Raw genomic sequence first — 16,232 nt, 5'->3', positions numbered from 1 at the left:
CGACGCCGCCTTTCGCGCGCTACTCACGACGACCGACGACGAGGAGTTTTTGCATGAACCCGCTCAAGGCTCTCCTCCCTGAACAGGGCCAGGCCGTGTGGCTGGATTTCGTGGCCCGCGGTTTCATCGCCGATGGACGCCTCAAGAAGCTGGTGGACGAGGACGGCCTGCGGGGCGTGACCTCGAACCCCTCGATCTTCGAGAAGGCGATCGGCGATTCCACGGAATATGACGGCGCGCTGAAGGAGGTCATGGATGCGGGCGATGCCCGCGTCATCGATCTCTACGAGGGCTGTGCCATCGCCGACATCCAGGCGGCGGCCGATGTGCTGCGCCCGGTCTACGAGGAGAGCGACGGCGCCGACGGCTATGTCAGCCTCGAAGTCTCGCCTTATCTCGCCCTCGACACCGAGGAGACCCTCGACGAGGCCCGCCGTCTGCACAAGACCGTGGCCCGCGACAACCTGATGGTGAAGGTGCCCGCCACCCCGGCCGGCATCCCGGCGATCCGGGCCCTCACCGCCGACGGGATCAGCATCAACGTCACGCTGCTGTTCGGCCAGGATTCCTACGAAGAGGTGGCGCGCGCCTTCATCGCCGGCCTGGAAGAGTTCGGCGCCAAGGGCGGCGACGTCTCGAAGGTCGCCAGCGTGGCGAGCTTCTTCATCAGCCGTATCGACGTCACCGTGGACAAGGCCCTCGACGCCAAGATCGCGGAAGCCAACGATCCCGACGAGAAGGCGGAGCTGGAAGCCCTCAAGGGCAAGGTGGCCATCGCCAACGCCAAGCTCGCCTACCAGCGCTACAAGCGCATCTTCGCCGAGCCGAAATGGCAGGCTCTGGCGGCGAAGGGTGCCAAGGCCCAGCGCCTGCTCTGGGCCTCCACCGGCGTCAAGAACAAGGCCTATTCGGACGTGCTCTATGTCGAGGAGCTGATCGGGCCTGACACCGTCAACACCATGCCGCCGGCCACGATGGATGCGTTCCGCGACCACGGCACGGTCAAGCCCGCCATCGAGGAGAATGTCGGTGACGCCGAGGCCGTGATGGCCCGTCTGGCCAAGGCCGGCATCGATATCGGGGCGGTGGCCAAGCAGCTCGTGGAGGAAGGCGTCCAGCTCTTCATCGACGCCGCCGACAAGCTCCTGGGCGCGGTGGCGGGCAAGCGCGCCGATTTCCTCGGCGCCAAGCTCGACGGCCAGACCCTGATCCTCGGCGATGCCATCGGCGCCGAGGCGAAGAAGGCGGTGGAATCCTGGCGCGCCTCGGGCTCGATCCGCCGGCTCTGGGCGCATGACAAGACGGTCTGGTCGAATGCCGACGAGGACCAGTGGCTCGGCTGGCTTCGCATCGTCGAGGACGAACTCGCCCGAGTCTCCGAATACCAGGCCTTCGCCGAGGATGTCCGCCAGACCGGCTTCTCCGACGTCGTCGTCCTCGGCATGGGCGGGTCGAGCCTCGGCCCGGAAGTGCTGGCCGAGACCTATGGCAGCCGTGACGGTTTCCCGACGCTGCGCATCCTCGATTCCACCGATCCCGATCAGGTCCGCGCCGTGGAAAGCGCGGTCAACCTCGAGACGACGCTGTTCATCGTCGCCTCGAAATCCGGCTCCACCCTCGAGCCCAACGTGTTCCGCGATTACTTCCTCGGCCGGATGAAGGCTCTGGTCGGTGAGCGGGCCGGGGCGCATTTCGTGGCCGTCACCGATCCCGGCTCGGCCATGGAGGCGGCGGCCAAGGCCGACAATTTCCGCCGGATCTTCTATGGGGTGAAGCAGATCGGCGGGCGCTATTCGGTGCTCTCCGCCTTCGGACTGGTGCCTGCTGCGGCGTCCGGCATCGACGTGAAGGACTTCCTCGACACGGCGCGGACCATGGTCCGCTCCTGCGGCCCGGCCGTGCCGCCGGCCCAGAACCCCGGTGTCCTTCTGGGCACCGCCATGGCGGCGGCTGCCCTACACGATGGCCGCGACAAGGTGACGTTCATCGCCTCGCCGGGCATCGACACGTTCGGGGCCTGGGCCGAGCAGCTCATCGCCGAATCCACCGGCAAGGACGGCAAGGGCCTCATCCCCGTCGACGGCGAGCCGGTCGGCGTGCCGGCGGTTTATGGCCGCGACCGCTTCTTCGTCTATCTGCGTCTCGACAACCGGGCGGATGCCCAGCAGGACGAGGCCGTGCGCAGCCTGGAGCGCGAGGGCCACCCCGTCGCCCACATCACCATGGTGAACGAGGAGCAGCTGCCGCAGGAATTCTTCCGCTTCGAGATGGCGACCGCCGTCGCGGGCGCATTGCTCGGCATCAACCCGTTCGACCAGCCGGACGTGGAAGCGAGCAAGATCGAGACGAAGAAGCTGTTCGACGCCGCCGAGAAAAGCGGTTCGCTGCCCTCCGAGACGCCGCTCTTCGAAGACGAGACCATCGCCCTCTACGCGGACCCGGCCAATGCCGGAGCGCTGCCGCAGACTGGAGAGGGGTTCGAGGCGGCACTGAAGGCCCATCTCGCGCGGATCAAGGACGGCGACTACGCCGCGCTGCTGGCTTACGTCGCCCGTAACGAGGCGCACCACGCCATCCTGCAGGAGGCGCGCATCGCTCTGCGCGACAAGCGCAAGGTCGCGACCTGCCTCGAATTCGGGCCGCGCTTCCTCCATTCCACGGGACAGGCCTACAAGGGCGGGCCGGATACCGGCGTGTTCCTGCAGATCACCGCCGACCCGTCGGAGGATCTCGCGATCCCCGGCCGGGCGCTGGGCTTCGGCACCGTGGTGGCGGCCCAGGCGCGGGGCGATTTCGCGGTCCTGGCCGAGCGCGGCCGCCGGGCCCTGCGCGTCCACATCAAGGGCGGCGATGTGGACGCCGGGTTGAAGCGCATCGCGGCGGCGATCAAGGCGGCTTTGGCGTGATCTGAGGCCCTCTCCTCCCCCTTGTGGGGAGGAGCCGGAGGTGGGGGTGTTTGGGTGACCCTCTTTCTCCCGAGGCAAGCGGCACGACCCCCACCCCTGACCCCTCCCCACAAGGGGGAGGGGAAAGCAACGGAGATCCCCAATGCAACTCGGCATGATCGGCCTCGGCCGGATGGGCGGCAACATCGTTCGCCGTCTCCTGCGGGACGGGCACACGGCCGTGGTCTTCGATCAGAACCCGGAGGCCGTGGCGGCCCTGGTCGCCGAGGGCGCCACCGGGGCAGCGAGCCTGGAGGAGTTCGTCTCCAAACTCGACGTGCCGCGCGCGGCCTGGGTGATGCTACCGGCGGGCGCGATCACCGAGGCCACGGTGGCGCAGCTCGGCGACCTGATGCAGCCGGACGACGTCATCATCGACGGCGGCAATTCCTTCTACAAGGACGACATCCGGCGGGCGGCCACCCTGAAGCCGAAGGGCATCCACTACGTCGATGTCGGCACGTCGGGCGGCGTCTGGGGCCTGGAGCGCGGCTATTGCATGATGATCGGGGGGAGCAACGACGCCCTCGACAGGCTCGACCCGATCTTCAAGACCCTGGCACCGGGCGTCGGCACCATCCCGAAGACGCCGGGTCGCGAGGGCCGCGACGCCCGCGCCGAGGAAGGCTACATCCATGCCGGGCCGAGCGGCGCCGGGCATTTCGTCAAGATGGTCCATAACGGCATCGAGTACGGGCTGATGCAGGCCTATGCCGAGGGATTCGACATCCTGAAACACGCCAATTCGAAGGATCTGGCCGAGGACCAGCGCTTCGACCTCAATATCGGCGACATCGCCGAAGTGTGGCGGCGCGGCAGCGTGGTCTCGTCCTGGCTCCTCGACCTCACGGCGGGGGCGCTGGCGGGCAACGAGGCCCTGGACGACTTCTCCGGCTTCGTCGCCGATTCCGGCGAGGGGCGCTGGACCCTGAACGCGGCCATCGAGGAATCGGTGCCGGCCAATGTGCTCTCCGCCGCCCTCTATGCCCGCTTCCGCTCCCGCGAGGACGCCTCCTACGCGGACAAGCTGCTGTCGGCCATGCGCAAGGGCTTCGGTGGCCACGTCGAACCGAAATAGCCTGTCGTGCAGGCGATATAGCCTGCCGGACGGGCGATAAAGGACCAGACCAGGAGGACGCGTCGCCGCATGATCCCGCTACCGAACAACGCGGAAATCTTTCCCGATGGCGAGAGCGTCGCCCGCGCGGCGGCGGACCGCCTCGTGACCCTCTGCACCGAGAGCAAGCAGGAGCGCATCGCCATCTGCCTCTCCGGCGGGTCCACGCCGAAGCGGCTCTACACCCTGCTGGGCGGACCCGACTATGTCGGTGCCCTCCCCTGGGACCGGTTGCACTGGTTCTTCGGCGACGACCGGTTCGTGCCCTGGACCGATGAGGCCAGCAACATGCACATGGCCCGCGCGGCGTTCGGGGACGCCCCGATCCCCGAGGGCCATCTCCACGGTATTCCCACCGACGGGACGCTGGACTCGGCGGCCTCCGCCTATGCCGAGACCCTGAAGGGCTTCTACGGCGCCAACGAACTCGACCCGGCGCGCCCGCTCTTCGATCTCGTTCTCCTTGGGATCGGCGAGGACGGGCACACCGCGTCGCTCTTCCCGGGCAAGCCCGCGCTCGCTGAGCGTCAGGCCTGGGTGGCGCCGGTCCCGGAGGCCGGTCTCGCGCCGTTCGTGCCGCGCATCACCCTCACCTTCCCGGCGTTAGCCTCCTCGCGTCAGCTTCTCGTCCTGGTGACGGGGGCCGGCAAGCGCGATCCCCTCGCGCGCATCGCCAAGGGAGAGGATCTGCCCGCGCGCCACATCTCGAGCGTCGGCTCTCTGACCTGGCTGCTCGACCGCGCTGCCGCTGATTTTGGCTGAGACCGACGACCGGCGGTCCGTCACTGTCCTGGCCCCTTGGCATGGTCGCATGCGGAGCCTACGTTACATGTAACGACTCGGGAAAGGACTCGTCATGTCGGCAACTGTCGGTCAGCGTGTCAGCAAGCGTCGTGATGCGCTCCGGGCGGCTGGCCTCCGGCCCATTCAAATCTGGGTGCCCGACACCCGAAGGGCGGGCTTTGCCGAAGAATGCGCGCGACAGGCTCGGGTCGTCGCGGCGACAGATGCGGCCGATCGGGAACTGGATGCCTTCATGGAGGCCGCGCTCGTCGATATGCTCCCTGAGCGCGAGGCATGAAGCGGGGCGATCTCGTCACCATCGCCATGCCCGGCGATTTCGGCAAACCTCGTCCAGCCCTCATCATCCAATCGGACGCGTTCGCTGAGACCGGCACGGTCACGGTCCTGCTGATATCCGGCACGCTGGCCGAGGCTCCCCTGATCCGCACGACCGTCGAGCCGACTGAGGCCAATGGCTTGAAGAAGCGCTCACAGGTCATGGTGGACAAGGCCATGTCGGTGAAGCGTGAGAAGATCGGCACACGGATCGGCTATCTCGATGCCGAGACGATGCTGGCGGTGACGCGGGCGCTGGCCGTGTTTTTCGCCATTGCCTGAGCGCGGATCGCAGCCGAGGCGATCGCACGAGGCCGATAAGAGACCTTCCGGGATCGACGGCTACGACTTCAGCACCGGCTCCGAAATATCGCCGCTGCCGCGTCGGGCGAGGTAGGCGGGCTGGAACAGGCACATCCGTACCGCGTCGCGATACTTGCCGTTGACGAAGAACTCGTCCTTCAGGATGCCTTCGGGCACGAAGCCGCAACGCTCGTAGATGCGGACGGCGCGGGCATTGTCCTTGTCCACGTGCAGGTAGAGCTTGTGGATGTTGAGGACGCTGAAGGCGTAATCCATGGCGATGCGGGTGGCGCGCGGGGCGTAGCCCTGGCCCTGGAAGGCCGGGTGGATCGCGATCTGGAATTCGCAGCGCCGGTGCAGGTGGTTGATCTCCACGAGCTCCACGAGGCCTGCCGGCGCGCCCTCCGAATTGGCGATGATGAAGCGCCGCTCGGTCTGGTTATGGATGTTGCGTTCGTAGAGCTGCGCCAGTTCGGCGAAGGACTCGTAGGCCTCCTCGAACCAGTAGCGCATGATGCTGTCGTTGTTGTTGAGCTGATGCACGAACATCAGGTCTTCGCGCTCCAGCGGGCGGAGCTTCACCGGGCCGTCGGCCGCGATGGTACGGGGAGCGAACTTGCTCATGGAGTTACGACGCATTCCGAGATGAGACGGCGCATGAACGCCTCGCCGGCCTCGAGGGCGGCAAGGGTGATGTACTCGTCCGGCTGGTGGGCCTGGTCGATGGAGCCGGGGCCGCAGACGACGGTGGGTATGCCCGCCTTCTGGAAGCGTCCCGCCTCGGTGGCGTAGGAGACGGAGATGGTGTGGTTGCGACCCGCCACCCGCAAGGCCAACCGCTCGGCCTCCGAGCCCGGCTCGGGGGCGAGGCCCGGCACCGCCACCTCCTCGATGGTCTCGATCCGCCCGTAATCGCCGTAGCGGTTGAGCCGGTCCTTCAGCACCGTCTCGACCTTGGCCGCGAACAGGGCCGGGATCTCGGCCATGTCGAGATCGGGCAGGCCGCGGAACTCCCAGTGGAAGGTGCAGACCTTGGGCAGGATGTTGCGCGCCGTGCCGCCGGAGATCGTGCCCACATGCACGGTGGTGGAGGGCGGGTCGAAGCGTCCCGATACGTCGCCGCGCTCGATCATCGCGTCGGCGATGCGGTTCAATTCGGAGACGAGCTCGGCCGCCGCCATCACCGCATTGGCGCCGAGCATGGGCTTGGCGGAATGCGCCTCGTGGCCGTGGACGGTGGTGAAATAGGTGACGATGCTCTTATGGGCGTCGGCTACGTCGAGATCGGTGGGCTCGCCCACGATCACCGCCCCCGGCCGGGGGAGATCCTTGCCGAACCGGGCGATGGTGTCGGCGACGCCGAGACACGTGGTCTCCTCGTCGTAGGAAAGTAGGATGTGGATCGGCCGCTTGAGGTCGGCGGCGAGCATGTCCGGTACGGCGGAGAGCGCCAGGGCGCAGAAGCCCTTCATGTCCACGGAGCCGCGCCCGTAGGCCCGCCCATCTGCGACCCGCAGGGTGAAAGGATCGGTGGTCCAGGCCTGTCCCGTCACCGGCACCACGTCGGTATGGCCGGACAGGACGATGCCGCCATCCATCTTCGGGCCGATCGTGGCGAAGATCGCCGCCTTGTCACCCGCTTCATTGGGGATGCGCACATGGCTCACGCCCCAGCCGTCGAGATAGGCGCAGACGCTGTCGATGAGCGCGAGATTGGAGCGCGAACTCTCCGTGTCGAAGGCGACGAGGCGCGCCAGCAGGTCGAGCGTGCTCAACCGTTCTCCGCCACCCGACATCGGCCTAAGCAGGTTTCGCAAAAGTTGGCCCCCGGTTTTGTGGCAAAAACCTGCGTCAGGGCAAAAACCGAAGCAGGGTGAAGCGTTGGCCTGCCAACGTGAACCTGCTTAGTGGACGCTGCGGCGGACGTGCGGCGAATCGAGGGAGAAGGCGGGGATCTCGGCCTCGAAGCTCTCACCAGCGGTGGTGGACATGGTGTAGCTGCCGGCCATCAGGCCGTCGGGCGTGGTGAGCGGGCAACCGCTGGTATAGCTGAACGACTCGCCGGGGCCGAGAACGGGCTGCTTGCCGACGACGCCGGCGCCGCGCACCTCCTGGGTCTCGCCGCGCCCATCGACGATGCGCCAGTGGCGCGAACGCAGCTGGACCTGCTCGGAGCCGTTATTCACGATCTCGACGGTGTAGGCGAAGAAATACCGGCTTTCGTCGGGGGAGGATTCCTCCTCGACGAAGCGGGGCTGGACGGTCACGCTGATGCCGCGCGTCTGGGCCTTGTACATCGCCTTCAAAGCCTCCCGTACCGTCGCCCACCCGAAGCGACATAGCCTTTTCGCCGTGGTACGTCCCGGGCGAAATTGCGTCAATCGTGCTGAATGCGGGATAGCCCGCTCCAATCGGAAGGTCGTGTCCCGTGGTCGAGGAGACCCTCTCGCACCGGCCGGCGCCGTCTCCAGGCCGTGCGGTTCTCGCTAGCCTCGCGATCGCGGGTCTCGCCGGTGCCTTCGCCTTCACCATGCCGGAGCGGAACGGCTGGCCGGCCCTGGCCCTGGGCGGCGCGCTCCTGCTCGACGGTCTCGCCCTGCTGGCGGGCGCACTCCTGGCCCGACGCGGCCCCGCGCCCCGAATCGCCGGCTTGCCGTCCGTGGTTCTCGCCTTCGGCCCGGCGGCAGGCCTCGGGGCCGTGCTCTTCGCCGTCGCGCTCCTACTGTGGCCCGCAGGCTTTCCGCCGTTGGCCAGCGCGCTGGCGGGCCTGATCGCCATGGGGGGCATCGCCCGTCTCGTGGTCGCCTGGATAGTGTTACGGATGGATCGCGAGGAGGGTTAACGGCGCCTTCAGCGATTCGTAGGATGATGCGCCGGATTTTAGGCGGCTCTCCCGATCCCCGGCCGGGGATGGAGGCCGCGTGCGGAACGGGCGACGCGAGACCATGCCGGATACGAAGCAGGACACGGCACGACCGGGCCCCTCTCCTTCTGCAAGCCCGCCTTCTATAAGCCCGCGTTCCGGCGGCATCCTGGCCGCGCAGGGCATCCAGGCTTTGCATGCGGCCGGTGCCATTCTCCCCGAAACCCCTTTCGCGGCGGATCAGGTCCAGCCGGCCAGCCTCGACCTGCGCCTGGGGTCTCGCGCTTTCCGGGTCCGCACGAGTTTCCTGCCCGGTAGCCGGCCGGTCTCCGCCTGTATCGAGGCCTTCGCTCTTCACGAGATCGACCTGACGCGGGGTGCGGTGCTGGAGACCGGGTGCGTCTACATCGCCGAATTGCAGGAGACGCTGGCGCTTCCGGCCGATGTGGCGGCCAGCGCCAATCCGAAGAGCTCCACCGGCCGCATCGACGTATTCACCCGCGTCATCACAGACCGGGGCCAGGCTTTCGATCAGGTCGAGGCGGGCTACCGGGGCCGGCTCTATGCCGAAATCTCGCCCCGCACCTTCCCGGTCCGCCTGCGCACCGGCTCACGCCTGTCGCAGATCCGCTTCCGTCGCGGTGAGCCGCGCCTGACCGATGCCGAACTCGCTGCGCTGCATACGGCGACCCCTCTGGTCGCTTCGGCCAACCCGTCCTTCCAGGGTGGCATCGCCGTCTCGGTGGACCTCGCCGGATTCGAAGGGCTGATCGGCTATCGCGCCAAGCGCCATACCGGCCTCGTCGATGTGGATGCGCCGGGCCGGCACGCTATCGCGGAATTCTGGGAGCCTCTTCCCGCCGACGGCTCGGGCGCGCTGATCCTCGATCCCGGCCAATTCTACATCCTTGCCTCGAAGGAGGCCGTGCAGGTGCCGCCGGATTTCGCCGCCGAAATGGTGCCGTTCGATCCGCTGGTGGGTGAATTCCGGGTCCATTACGCCGGCTTCTTCGACCCCGGCTTCGGCTTTGCCGCCGCGGGCGGCGCCGGGGCGCGGGCCGTGCTCGAAGTGCGCTCGCGCGATGTGCCCTTCCTGCTGGAAGACGGCCAGATCGTCGGCCGCCTCGTCTACGAGCGCATGGCCGAGCGGCCCGCCACTCTCTACGGCACGGATGCCGGGTCGAACTATCAGGCCCAGGGACTGAAACTGTCGAAGCACTTCGTCTGAGACGGCCACCGGCCCGAAAGCCGGTCACGAGGAAAGGGGAGGCGTCACGATGTGACCCCTCCCCCTCGCCGTCGTCCTATCGTCGGGGGCGCGTGCGGATCAGTTGCGTCCGCCCGGCATGCCCCCCTCGCTTCTGCCGCCCTCGCCTCTGCCGCGCTCCGCGCCACCGCTCCGGCCGTTCATGCCGGCCGGCTTCATGGCACCGTTGTCGCCGCGCTCGGCCGCGTTGCGGATGCCGCCCTCCTGGCCGCCCGCCTGGCCACCTTCGCGGCCGGCATTGCGCATGCCGCCGCGCTCGGTCTCGTTCCGCTGCATGCCGACCGTACGATCGGCCTCGCCGCCACGATTGCCGTCGCGACGCATGCCGCCTTCGCTACGCACCGTCGCGCGGCCGGACACCCGCTCTTCGCCGCCGCGGTAGCGCTCGGTGGTGCGGCCGCTCACCGAAACGCTGTCACGACCGCTCCGCGCGGTGGTGACGGTGAGACGCCGGTACTCGGGTGAGCCGTAGACGACGCGCTGGCCGCGGATGACCACGTAGCGCCCGCCGGATCGACGCGAACCCGTCTGGTGAATCGTGACGAGGCGCCGATATTCCGGCGAGCCGTAGACGACGCGCTGACCCCGGATCGTCACGAAGCGCCGGCGGCCGTTCTGGACATAACGATCGCCGCCCCGGCGCTCGACGACCACGAGCCGGCGGTATTGCGGCGATCCGTAGACGACCCTCTGCCCGCGAATCGTCACGTATCGCCCGGAACGCTGGCCCCCGTCGAAGCGGCCGCTGACGCGGGTCGTGTTCCGCTCGATGCTGCGGCCCTCACGCATGTCGGCACGATCGCGGCTCATGCGTCCCTCGGACCCGGTCCGCATCGACCGGCCCTCGTCGCGCATGCCCTGACGGTCTCCGCCATCTCGCCCGCCCTGGCGGGTCATGTCCTGGTTCCGTGATTCGCGCCCGGCCGAATCGCGGCTGGAGGATTCCTGTCGCGCCGAGCTCGCGTCGCGGCTTTCCGTTGCGCGCTGCGCCCCGCCCCGTTCGGCATTCGCGGCCCCGCCGCGACCGCCCTGCCCGCTCTCGACGCTTTCGCGCGCGCCGGCGCCTGCCGATCCCGCGCCTGTACCGGTCGATCCCCCGACTGCCGCGCCTTGCGCGAAGACAGATGTCGAGAAGAGTAATGCTGCAAGACCCAGTCCGAATTTCGTCATGGACGTTTCTCCCATAGCTTTCGAGCCATCGAAACGTCGAACGTGGCAAAACCGTTCACTCGGTTTAGCGAGTGATCGAGCGCCTTACGTGGTTTACCCCCTCTGCAACCGATGATTTCACGAGCGCATGATTGAGATCGGCCGGCGAATATTGATGATCCCCGGAATGCGCCCAAGCTTTGCTGTGGCGAAGGTTCGTCCCCGGCTGCCGGGCTGCGCACAGTCCCGGCTTGCCGTCCATGGATGAGATGGGGAGCCACCCCCGTCGGCGGGTGCTTCAGGCGGGATCGTCGATCCCGGCCTCGACCTCGGCCGGGTCGATGTCGTAGCGCCGCGAGCAGAACTCGCAGGTGATGCCGATGCGGCCATCTTCCGCGACCATGTCGCGGCGTTCCTGCGGGGCGAAGGAGCGGATCATGCCGAGGACGCGCTCCGGTGAGCACCGGCAGCGCTCGTGGATGCCCTGCGCCTCGAACACCCGGACGCCGCGCTCGTGGAAGAGCCGGTAAAGCAGCCGCTCGGAGGAAACCTCCGGATCGACCAGCTCGTGGTCCTCCACCGTGTTGACGAGGCTGCGCGCCTCCACCCAGGCATCGTCCTCCCGGACCTCGCCCTCGCCGAGATGGGCATGGCCCTCGGGAATGTCGCCCGGGGGGAGGTCGGCCAACCGCGCGCGGTCGATGGATTGGGGCAGGAACTGAACCAGCAGTCCGCCGGCGCGGTAGCTGTTGGTGCCGTTGGCGAATTGCTCGGCCACGGCGAGGCGAACCTGGGTCGGGATCTGCTCGGATTGCCGGAAATACTGGTGCGCCGCCTCTTCGAGACTCTGCCCTTCGAGCGCGACGACGCCCTGGTAACGGCTGAAATCGTTGCCCTGGTCGATGGTCATCGCGAGATGCCCCTGCCCGATCAGGTCCGCGCTCTTGAGCGGGGTGGTCCCCAGCGCCTTCACCCGCTCCGCGTCGAACCGCGCCGTGGCGCGCAGACGGTCGGGCGCCTCGAAATCGACCACGATCATTTCGACCGGGCCGTCGCTCTTGGTCTGGAACTGGAACCGGCCCTCGAATTTCAGGGACGAGCCCAGAAGTACGGTGAGCGCCGCTGCCTCACCCAGGAGCCGCGCCACAGGGTCGGGATAGCCATGGCGGCGCAGGATGGTGTCGACGCTGGGCCCGAGCCGCACGACGCGGCCGCGCACGTCCAGTGCCTCCACCGAGAACGGCAGGGCGACGTCGTCCGCGCCCTCGATGACGGTCGGGGAAATCTCGTGTCCGGAGGTCATGGCCTCTCCATGTCTCTTGTCCATCCGGTTCGCGGACCGAACGGAATGGCTCGATTCTCGATCCCGCACTCATGCCGAGGCGCCGTAGCAAAGCGAAGGCCTCGAAGGAGGCTTCCGGTTCGCGCAACGAACACGGAAAGCCTCCTTCGAGGCCGCTTAGCGGCACCCCAGGGTGAGGTCGCGCGGGTAATGATGTCGGATATAGGGATGAGCCCACCGTTTCACACGGCTTTCCGCCCTGGGCGGATGCCAGATCCGCCCCCTCACAACCTGGAATGCTCGACCGGGATCGTCGTCCGCGGCTCAGGGCACCGCGTCCGAACCGGGCCTCACGCCCCCAGGCACCACGCCAGGATGCCCTTCTGCGCATGCAGGCGGTTCTCGGCTTCGTCGAACACCACCGAGCGGGGACCGTCCATGATCTCGGCCGTCACTTCCTCGCCGCGATGGGCGGGGAGGCAATGCATGAAGATCGCGTCGTCCTTGGCTGCCGCCATCAGCTTGGCATTCACCTGATAGGGCGAGAGCAGGTTGTGGCGGTAATGCTCGTCGTCGTCGCCCATCGAGACCCAGCAATCGGTGACGACGGCATCGGCGCCGTCCACCGCCTCGAAGGCGTCGGTGGTGACGTTGATGCGCGCGCCCTCCTGCTTCGCCCAGGCGAGCAGGGCGGGAGGCGTCGAGAGTTCGAGGGGAGCGGCGATGTTGAGGGTGAAGTCGAACCGCGCCGCCGCGTGGACCCAGGAGGCCAGCACGTTGTTGGCGTCGCCCGACCAGGCGATGGTGCGCCCCTGGATCGGCCCGCGATGCTCCTCGAAGGTGAGCACGTCGGCCATGATCTGGCAGGGATGCGAGACCTTGGTGAGGGCGTTGATCACCGGGACCTCGGCATATTCGGCCAGTTCCAGCATCAGGTCGTGGTCGAGGATGCGGATCATGATCGCGTCGATGTAGCGCGACAGCACACGGGCGGTATCGCCCACGGTCTCGCCCCGGCCGAGCTGCATCTCGCTGCCCGTCAGCATCAGCGTCTCGCCGCCGAGTTCACGCATGGCGACGTCGAACGAGACCCGGGTGCGGGTCGAGGGCCGGTCGAACACCATCGCCAGCATCTTGCCCGTCAGCGGACGATCGGCCGCGACCTCTCCCTTGCGGCGGCGTGCCTTCATCGCAGCCGCGGAATCCAGCACGGAGCGCAGGGCCTCGCCGGAGAAATCCTTGAGGTCGAGGAAGTGGCGGGGCCCGGTTGCGGCCCCGTTGGTGTGGGAATTCATAGGTCCGTTCTTCGTATCGTGCGTCGGGACATCTCGTGCGGGATGGACGGCCTGTCGGTTACTCGGCGGCGCCGCGCATCTGGACTTGGAGACGACCCGCCGTGGCGTCGATTCGCTTCACCGCCTCGGCCACATCCGCCTCGGAGATGATGAGCGGCGGCAAGAGCCGGACCACATTGTCGCCGGCGGGGATCACCAGCAGGTGTTCGTCGCGCGCGGCCGCCGTGAAGGCGGTGTTGGGCACGTCGAGCTTGAGGCCGAGGATCAGCGCGGTTCCGCGAATCTCGGTGATAACCCCGGGATGGCGGTCCATGACCGAGGCGAGCTGCTGCTTCAGCAGCAGGCCCATGCGCTGGACATGGTCGAGGAAGCCCTCCGCCAGGACCACGTCGAGCACGGCGTTGCCCACGGCCATGGCGAGGGGGTTGCCGCCGAAGGTGGTGCCGTGGCTGCCCGCCGTCATGCCGCGCGCGGCCTCCGACGTGGCGAGGCAGACGCCGAGCGGGAAGCCGCCGCCGATGCCCTTGGCCGCGCTCATGATGTCGGGGGTCACCCCCGACCATTCATGGGCGAACAGCCGGCCGGTGCGGCCGACGCCGGTCTGAACCTCGTCCATGATCAGGAGCAGGCCGTGCTCGTCGCAGAGCGCCCGAAGGTCGCGCAGCATCTCCGGTGGCACCGTGCGGATGCCGCCCTCCCCCTGGATCGGCTCGATCATCAGGGCTGCGGTCTCGGGGCCGATGGCGGCGAGCAGGGCCTCGCGGTCGCCGAAGGGCACCTGGTCGAACCCGTCCACCTTCGGGCCGAACCCGTCGATGTATTTCTGCTGGCCGCCGGCCGCGATGGTCGCCAGCGTCCGTCCGTGGAACGCGCCCTCGAAGGTGACGATGCGGAACCGCTCGGGATGGCCGCCGGCCGCATGGTACTTGCGCGCCATCTTGATGGCGGCCTCGTTGGCCTCGGCACCGGAATTGGCGAAGAAGGCCACGTCGGCGAAGGTCGCGTCCACCAGCCGCCGGCCGAGGCGTTCGCCCCCGGGAATCTCGAACAGGTTCGAGGTGTGCCACAGCTTCTGCGCCTGGGTGGTCAGCGCCTCCACGAGATGCGGATGGGCATGGCCGAGGGCGTTGACCGCGATGCCGGCGCCGAAATCGAGATATCGCTTGCCGTCATGCGCTACGAGCCAAGCACCCTCTCCACGCTCGAAAGCGATCGGAGCCCGGGCATAGGTCGGCAGAAGAGCGGATGTCACGATCCCGACTTCCCGTTCGTCAAAGCGGGCACGCGAGGAGCGCCACCGCACCAAATGAAAGTGCCGCCTCGAATCCGGGCGGCACGGCTGCGATTACTAGAGAATTGCCCCGTTATGTCAATGATGTGGGGTGTTCACAGGACCGACACGCCTTGTGGTTAGGCTGTAGCGACGGGCGCCGGTAACGGCGCGTTCGATCAGGTCCGGTCCATGTTCGGGGCGCTTGGCCCGGTGCTCGAGCTTGGCACTTGCGAGCTTGGCACTTGGCTGCCCCTTTGGTCGACCACTCGGCCGGACGCCGGCGGGTTGCGCGAGATGGCGCGATCATGCTCAGTCCCGCCGCATGCATTCGGGAACGCCCGTCGCCTTCACGGCGATATCCCGGCCAGCTTTGAGGAAAGACGACGGATGAGCACGGTCAAGGAACGCCTGGAAACCCTCGGTCTGGTCCTGCCCAAGGCGGCCTCCCCCGTTGCGAACTACGTGCCGTTCATCCGCACCGGCAACCTCGTCATCATTTCCGGCCAGATCTGCTTCGGCGCAGACGGAAAGCTCGCCGATGCCCACAAGGGCAAGCTCGGCGGCGAGGTCTCGCCCGAACAGGGCATCGCAGCGGCCCGGCTTTGCGGCCTGAACGTGCTGGCGCAGCTGCAAGCCGCCATCGGCGATCTCGACCACGGCGTCGTTCAGTGCCTCAGGCTCGGCGGCTTCATCAACGCCGTTCCGACCTTCGCGGGCCTTGCCGGCATCATGAACGGAGCCTCCGACCTGATGGTGGAGATCCTCGGTGATCGCGGCCGGCACACCCGCGCGACCGTGGGCGTCGCCGAACTCCCCCTCGACGCCGCCGTCGAGGTCGAGGCGATGTTCGAGGTGAAATGACGGTGGGGTCGAACGCCCCTGCCTGGCTCACGGCCAGGCCGATTGCCCATCGGGGGTTGCACGACCGCGCGGCGGGCATCCCCGAGAACACCCTGGCGGCGGCGCGGGCCGCCATCGCCGGCGGCTACGCGATCGAGTGCGACGTGCAGATCAGCGCCGATGGCGAGGCCATGGTGTTCCACGACGAGGCGCTCGGGCGCCTCACCGGCGCCGTCGCCCTCGTGGCCGAGACGCGGGCGGACGCCCTCCAGTCCTTGGCGGTTGCCGGCTCCTCCGAGACGATCCCTACCCTGCCCGACACCCTCGCGGCCATCGCCGGCCGGGTGCCCCTCGTGGTCGAGGTGAAGTCGCGCTTTACCGGCGACCTTCGCCTGGTCGAGCGCGTGGCGTCCATCGTCGTGGAGTATGACGGGCCGGTGGCGGTGAAGTCCTTCGATCCCGCCCTAATTGAAGCCTTCGCCGGCCTCGCGCCTCGGATCCCCCGCGGGATCGTGGGCGAGACCAGCCAGGACGACCCGGCCTATGCGCTGATGACGGAGAGCCTGCGGCATTCGCTCGCCAATCTGCTCCATCTCGAGGCGAGCCGCCCCGATTTCCTGTCCTGGCGGGTGGACGACCTGCCCTGCGCCGCCACCTTCCTGAGCCGCCATCTCGGCCGGATGCCAGTGATGACCTGGACGGTGCGCAACCCCGACCAGCGCCAGCGCGCGCACGAGCATGCCGACCAGATGGTGTTCGAGGGGTTCAGGCCGTAATCA

16 protein-coding genes are annotated in these 16,232 nt (G+C 67.9%); 9 read left to right on the top strand and 7 right to left on the bottom strand.

Annotated elements, in window-relative coordinates; translation table 11 throughout:
• Nucleotides 1-53: 53 nt before the first annotated feature.
• The 5 genes from ACYQML_RS14620 to ACYQML_RS14600 all read left to right on the top strand — a co-directional run bounded on the left by ACYQML_RS14620 (nt 54) and on the right by ACYQML_RS14600 (nt 5,463).
• Nucleotides 54-2,906, top strand: a complete 2,853-nt coding sequence (locus tag ACYQML_RS14620; RefSeq protein WP_461233193.1) for a bifunctional transaldolase/phosoglucose isomerase — start codon at nt 54-56, stop codon at nt 2,904-2,906.
• Nucleotides 2,907-3,048: 142 nt separating this feature from the next.
• On the top strand, nt 3,049-4,023 hold the full coding sequence (gnd, locus tag ACYQML_RS14615) for a phosphogluconate dehydrogenase (NAD(+)-dependent, decarboxylating) (RefSeq protein ID WP_461233192.1): 975 nt from the start codon (nt 3,049-3,051) through the stop codon (nt 4,021-4,023).
• A gap of 69 nt (nt 4,024-4,092) precedes the next feature.
• Nucleotides 4,093-4,824: a 6-phosphogluconolactonase gene (gene pgl / locus ACYQML_RS14610; protein ID WP_461233191.1), complete on the top strand. Its 732-nt coding sequence runs from the start codon at nt 4,093-4,095 to the stop codon at nt 4,822-4,824.
• A 94-nt stretch (nt 4,825-4,918) separates the two neighbouring features.
• The gene (locus ACYQML_RS14605; protein WP_056427629.1) at nt 4,919-5,143 is read left to right on the top strand and encodes an antitoxin MazE family protein; all 225 of its coding nucleotides are present in this window, start codon (nt 4,919-4,921) and stop codon (nt 5,141-5,143) included.
• Entirely contained in the window at nt 5,140-5,463 is a 324-nt protein-coding gene (locus tag ACYQML_RS14600) for a type II toxin-antitoxin system PemK/MazF family toxin (protein WP_461233190.1), read from the top strand. The genes ACYQML_RS14605 and ACYQML_RS14600 overlap by 4 nt, the downstream gene beginning before the upstream one ends.
• Nucleotides 5,464-5,523: 60 nt before the next feature.
• Here ACYQML_RS14600 and speG read toward each other — a convergent pair whose 3' ends face one another.
• The 3 genes from speG to apaG form a co-directional block, all read right to left on the bottom strand.
• Entirely contained in the window at nt 5,524-6,108 is a 585-nt protein-coding gene (gene speG / locus ACYQML_RS14595; protein WP_207413469.1) for a spermidine N1-acetyltransferase, read from the bottom strand.
• Nucleotides 6,105-7,280 (bottom strand): acetylornithine deacetylase, encoded by a 1,176-nt coding sequence (gene argE / locus ACYQML_RS14590; RefSeq protein ID WP_461233189.1) that lies wholly within the window; start codon nt 7,278-7,280, stop codon nt 6,105-6,107. The genes speG and argE overlap by 4 nt, the downstream gene beginning before the upstream one ends.
• A 108-nt stretch (nt 7,281-7,388) precedes the next feature.
• The gene (apaG, locus tag ACYQML_RS14585; RefSeq protein WP_018044100.1) at nt 7,389-7,781 is read right to left on the bottom strand and encodes a Co2+/Mg2+ efflux protein ApaG; all 393 of its coding nucleotides are present in this window, start codon (nt 7,779-7,781) and stop codon (nt 7,389-7,391) included.
• A gap of 131 nt (nt 7,782-7,912) precedes the next feature.
• Between apaG and ACYQML_RS14580 the strand changes: the two genes are divergently transcribed.
• Together ACYQML_RS14580 and ACYQML_RS14575 are read left to right on the top strand one after the other, a co-directional pair.
• On the top strand, nt 7,913-8,326 hold the full coding sequence (locus tag ACYQML_RS14580; protein WP_461233188.1) for a hypothetical protein: 414 nt from the start codon (nt 7,913-7,915) through the stop codon (nt 8,324-8,326).
• A 103-nt stretch (nt 8,327-8,429) separates the two neighbouring features.
• Nucleotides 8,430-9,575: a 2'-deoxycytidine 5'-triphosphate deaminase gene (locus ACYQML_RS14575; RefSeq protein ID WP_461233187.1), complete on the top strand. Its 1,146-nt coding sequence runs from the start codon at nt 8,430-8,432 to the stop codon at nt 9,573-9,575.
• A 99-nt stretch (nt 9,576-9,674) separates the two neighbouring features.
• On the opposite strand, the gene ACYQML_RS14570 is transcribed toward ACYQML_RS14575, so the two are convergent.
• The 4 genes from ACYQML_RS14570 to ACYQML_RS14555 form a co-directional block, all read right to left on the bottom strand.
• Entirely contained in the window at nt 9,675-10,784 is a 1,110-nt protein-coding gene (locus ACYQML_RS14570) for a hypothetical protein (protein ID WP_461233186.1), read from the bottom strand.
• A 277-nt stretch (nt 10,785-11,061) separates the two neighbouring features.
• Nucleotides 11,062-12,066, bottom strand: a complete 1,005-nt coding sequence (locus ACYQML_RS14565) for an Hsp33 family molecular chaperone (protein ID WP_207413463.1) — start codon at nt 12,064-12,066, stop codon at nt 11,062-11,064.
• A 329-nt stretch (nt 12,067-12,395) separates the two neighbouring features.
• Nucleotides 12,396-13,340 (bottom strand): ornithine carbamoyltransferase, encoded by a 945-nt coding sequence (argF, locus tag ACYQML_RS14560; RefSeq protein ID WP_056427610.1) that lies wholly within the window; start codon nt 13,338-13,340, stop codon nt 12,396-12,398.
• Between the two features lie 58 nt (nt 13,341-13,398).
• Nucleotides 13,399-14,592: an acetylornithine transaminase gene (locus ACYQML_RS14555; protein ID WP_207413459.1), complete on the bottom strand. Its 1,194-nt coding sequence runs from the start codon at nt 14,590-14,592 to the stop codon at nt 13,399-13,401.
• 408 nt (nt 14,593-15,000) lie between these two features.
• On the opposite strand from ACYQML_RS14555, the gene ACYQML_RS14550 reads away from it, so the two are divergent.
• Nucleotides 15,001-15,474: a RidA family protein gene (locus ACYQML_RS14550; protein WP_056427607.1), complete on the top strand. Its 474-nt coding sequence runs from the start codon at nt 15,001-15,003 to the stop codon at nt 15,472-15,474.
• A complete protein-coding gene (locus ACYQML_RS14545) occupies nt 15,471-16,229 on the top strand; it encodes a glycerophosphodiester phosphodiesterase family protein (RefSeq protein WP_461233185.1) in 759 nt (252 codons plus the stop codon). The genes ACYQML_RS14550 and ACYQML_RS14545 overlap by 4 nt, the downstream gene beginning before the upstream one ends.
• Nucleotides 16,230-16,232 lie beyond the last annotated feature (3 nt).

The sequence above is a fragment of the Methylobacterium sp. CM6244 genome, from assembly GCF_054817885.1.
Note: the sequence above shows the minus strand (reverse complement) of the source record. Positions and strands in the feature narration are given on the sequence as shown.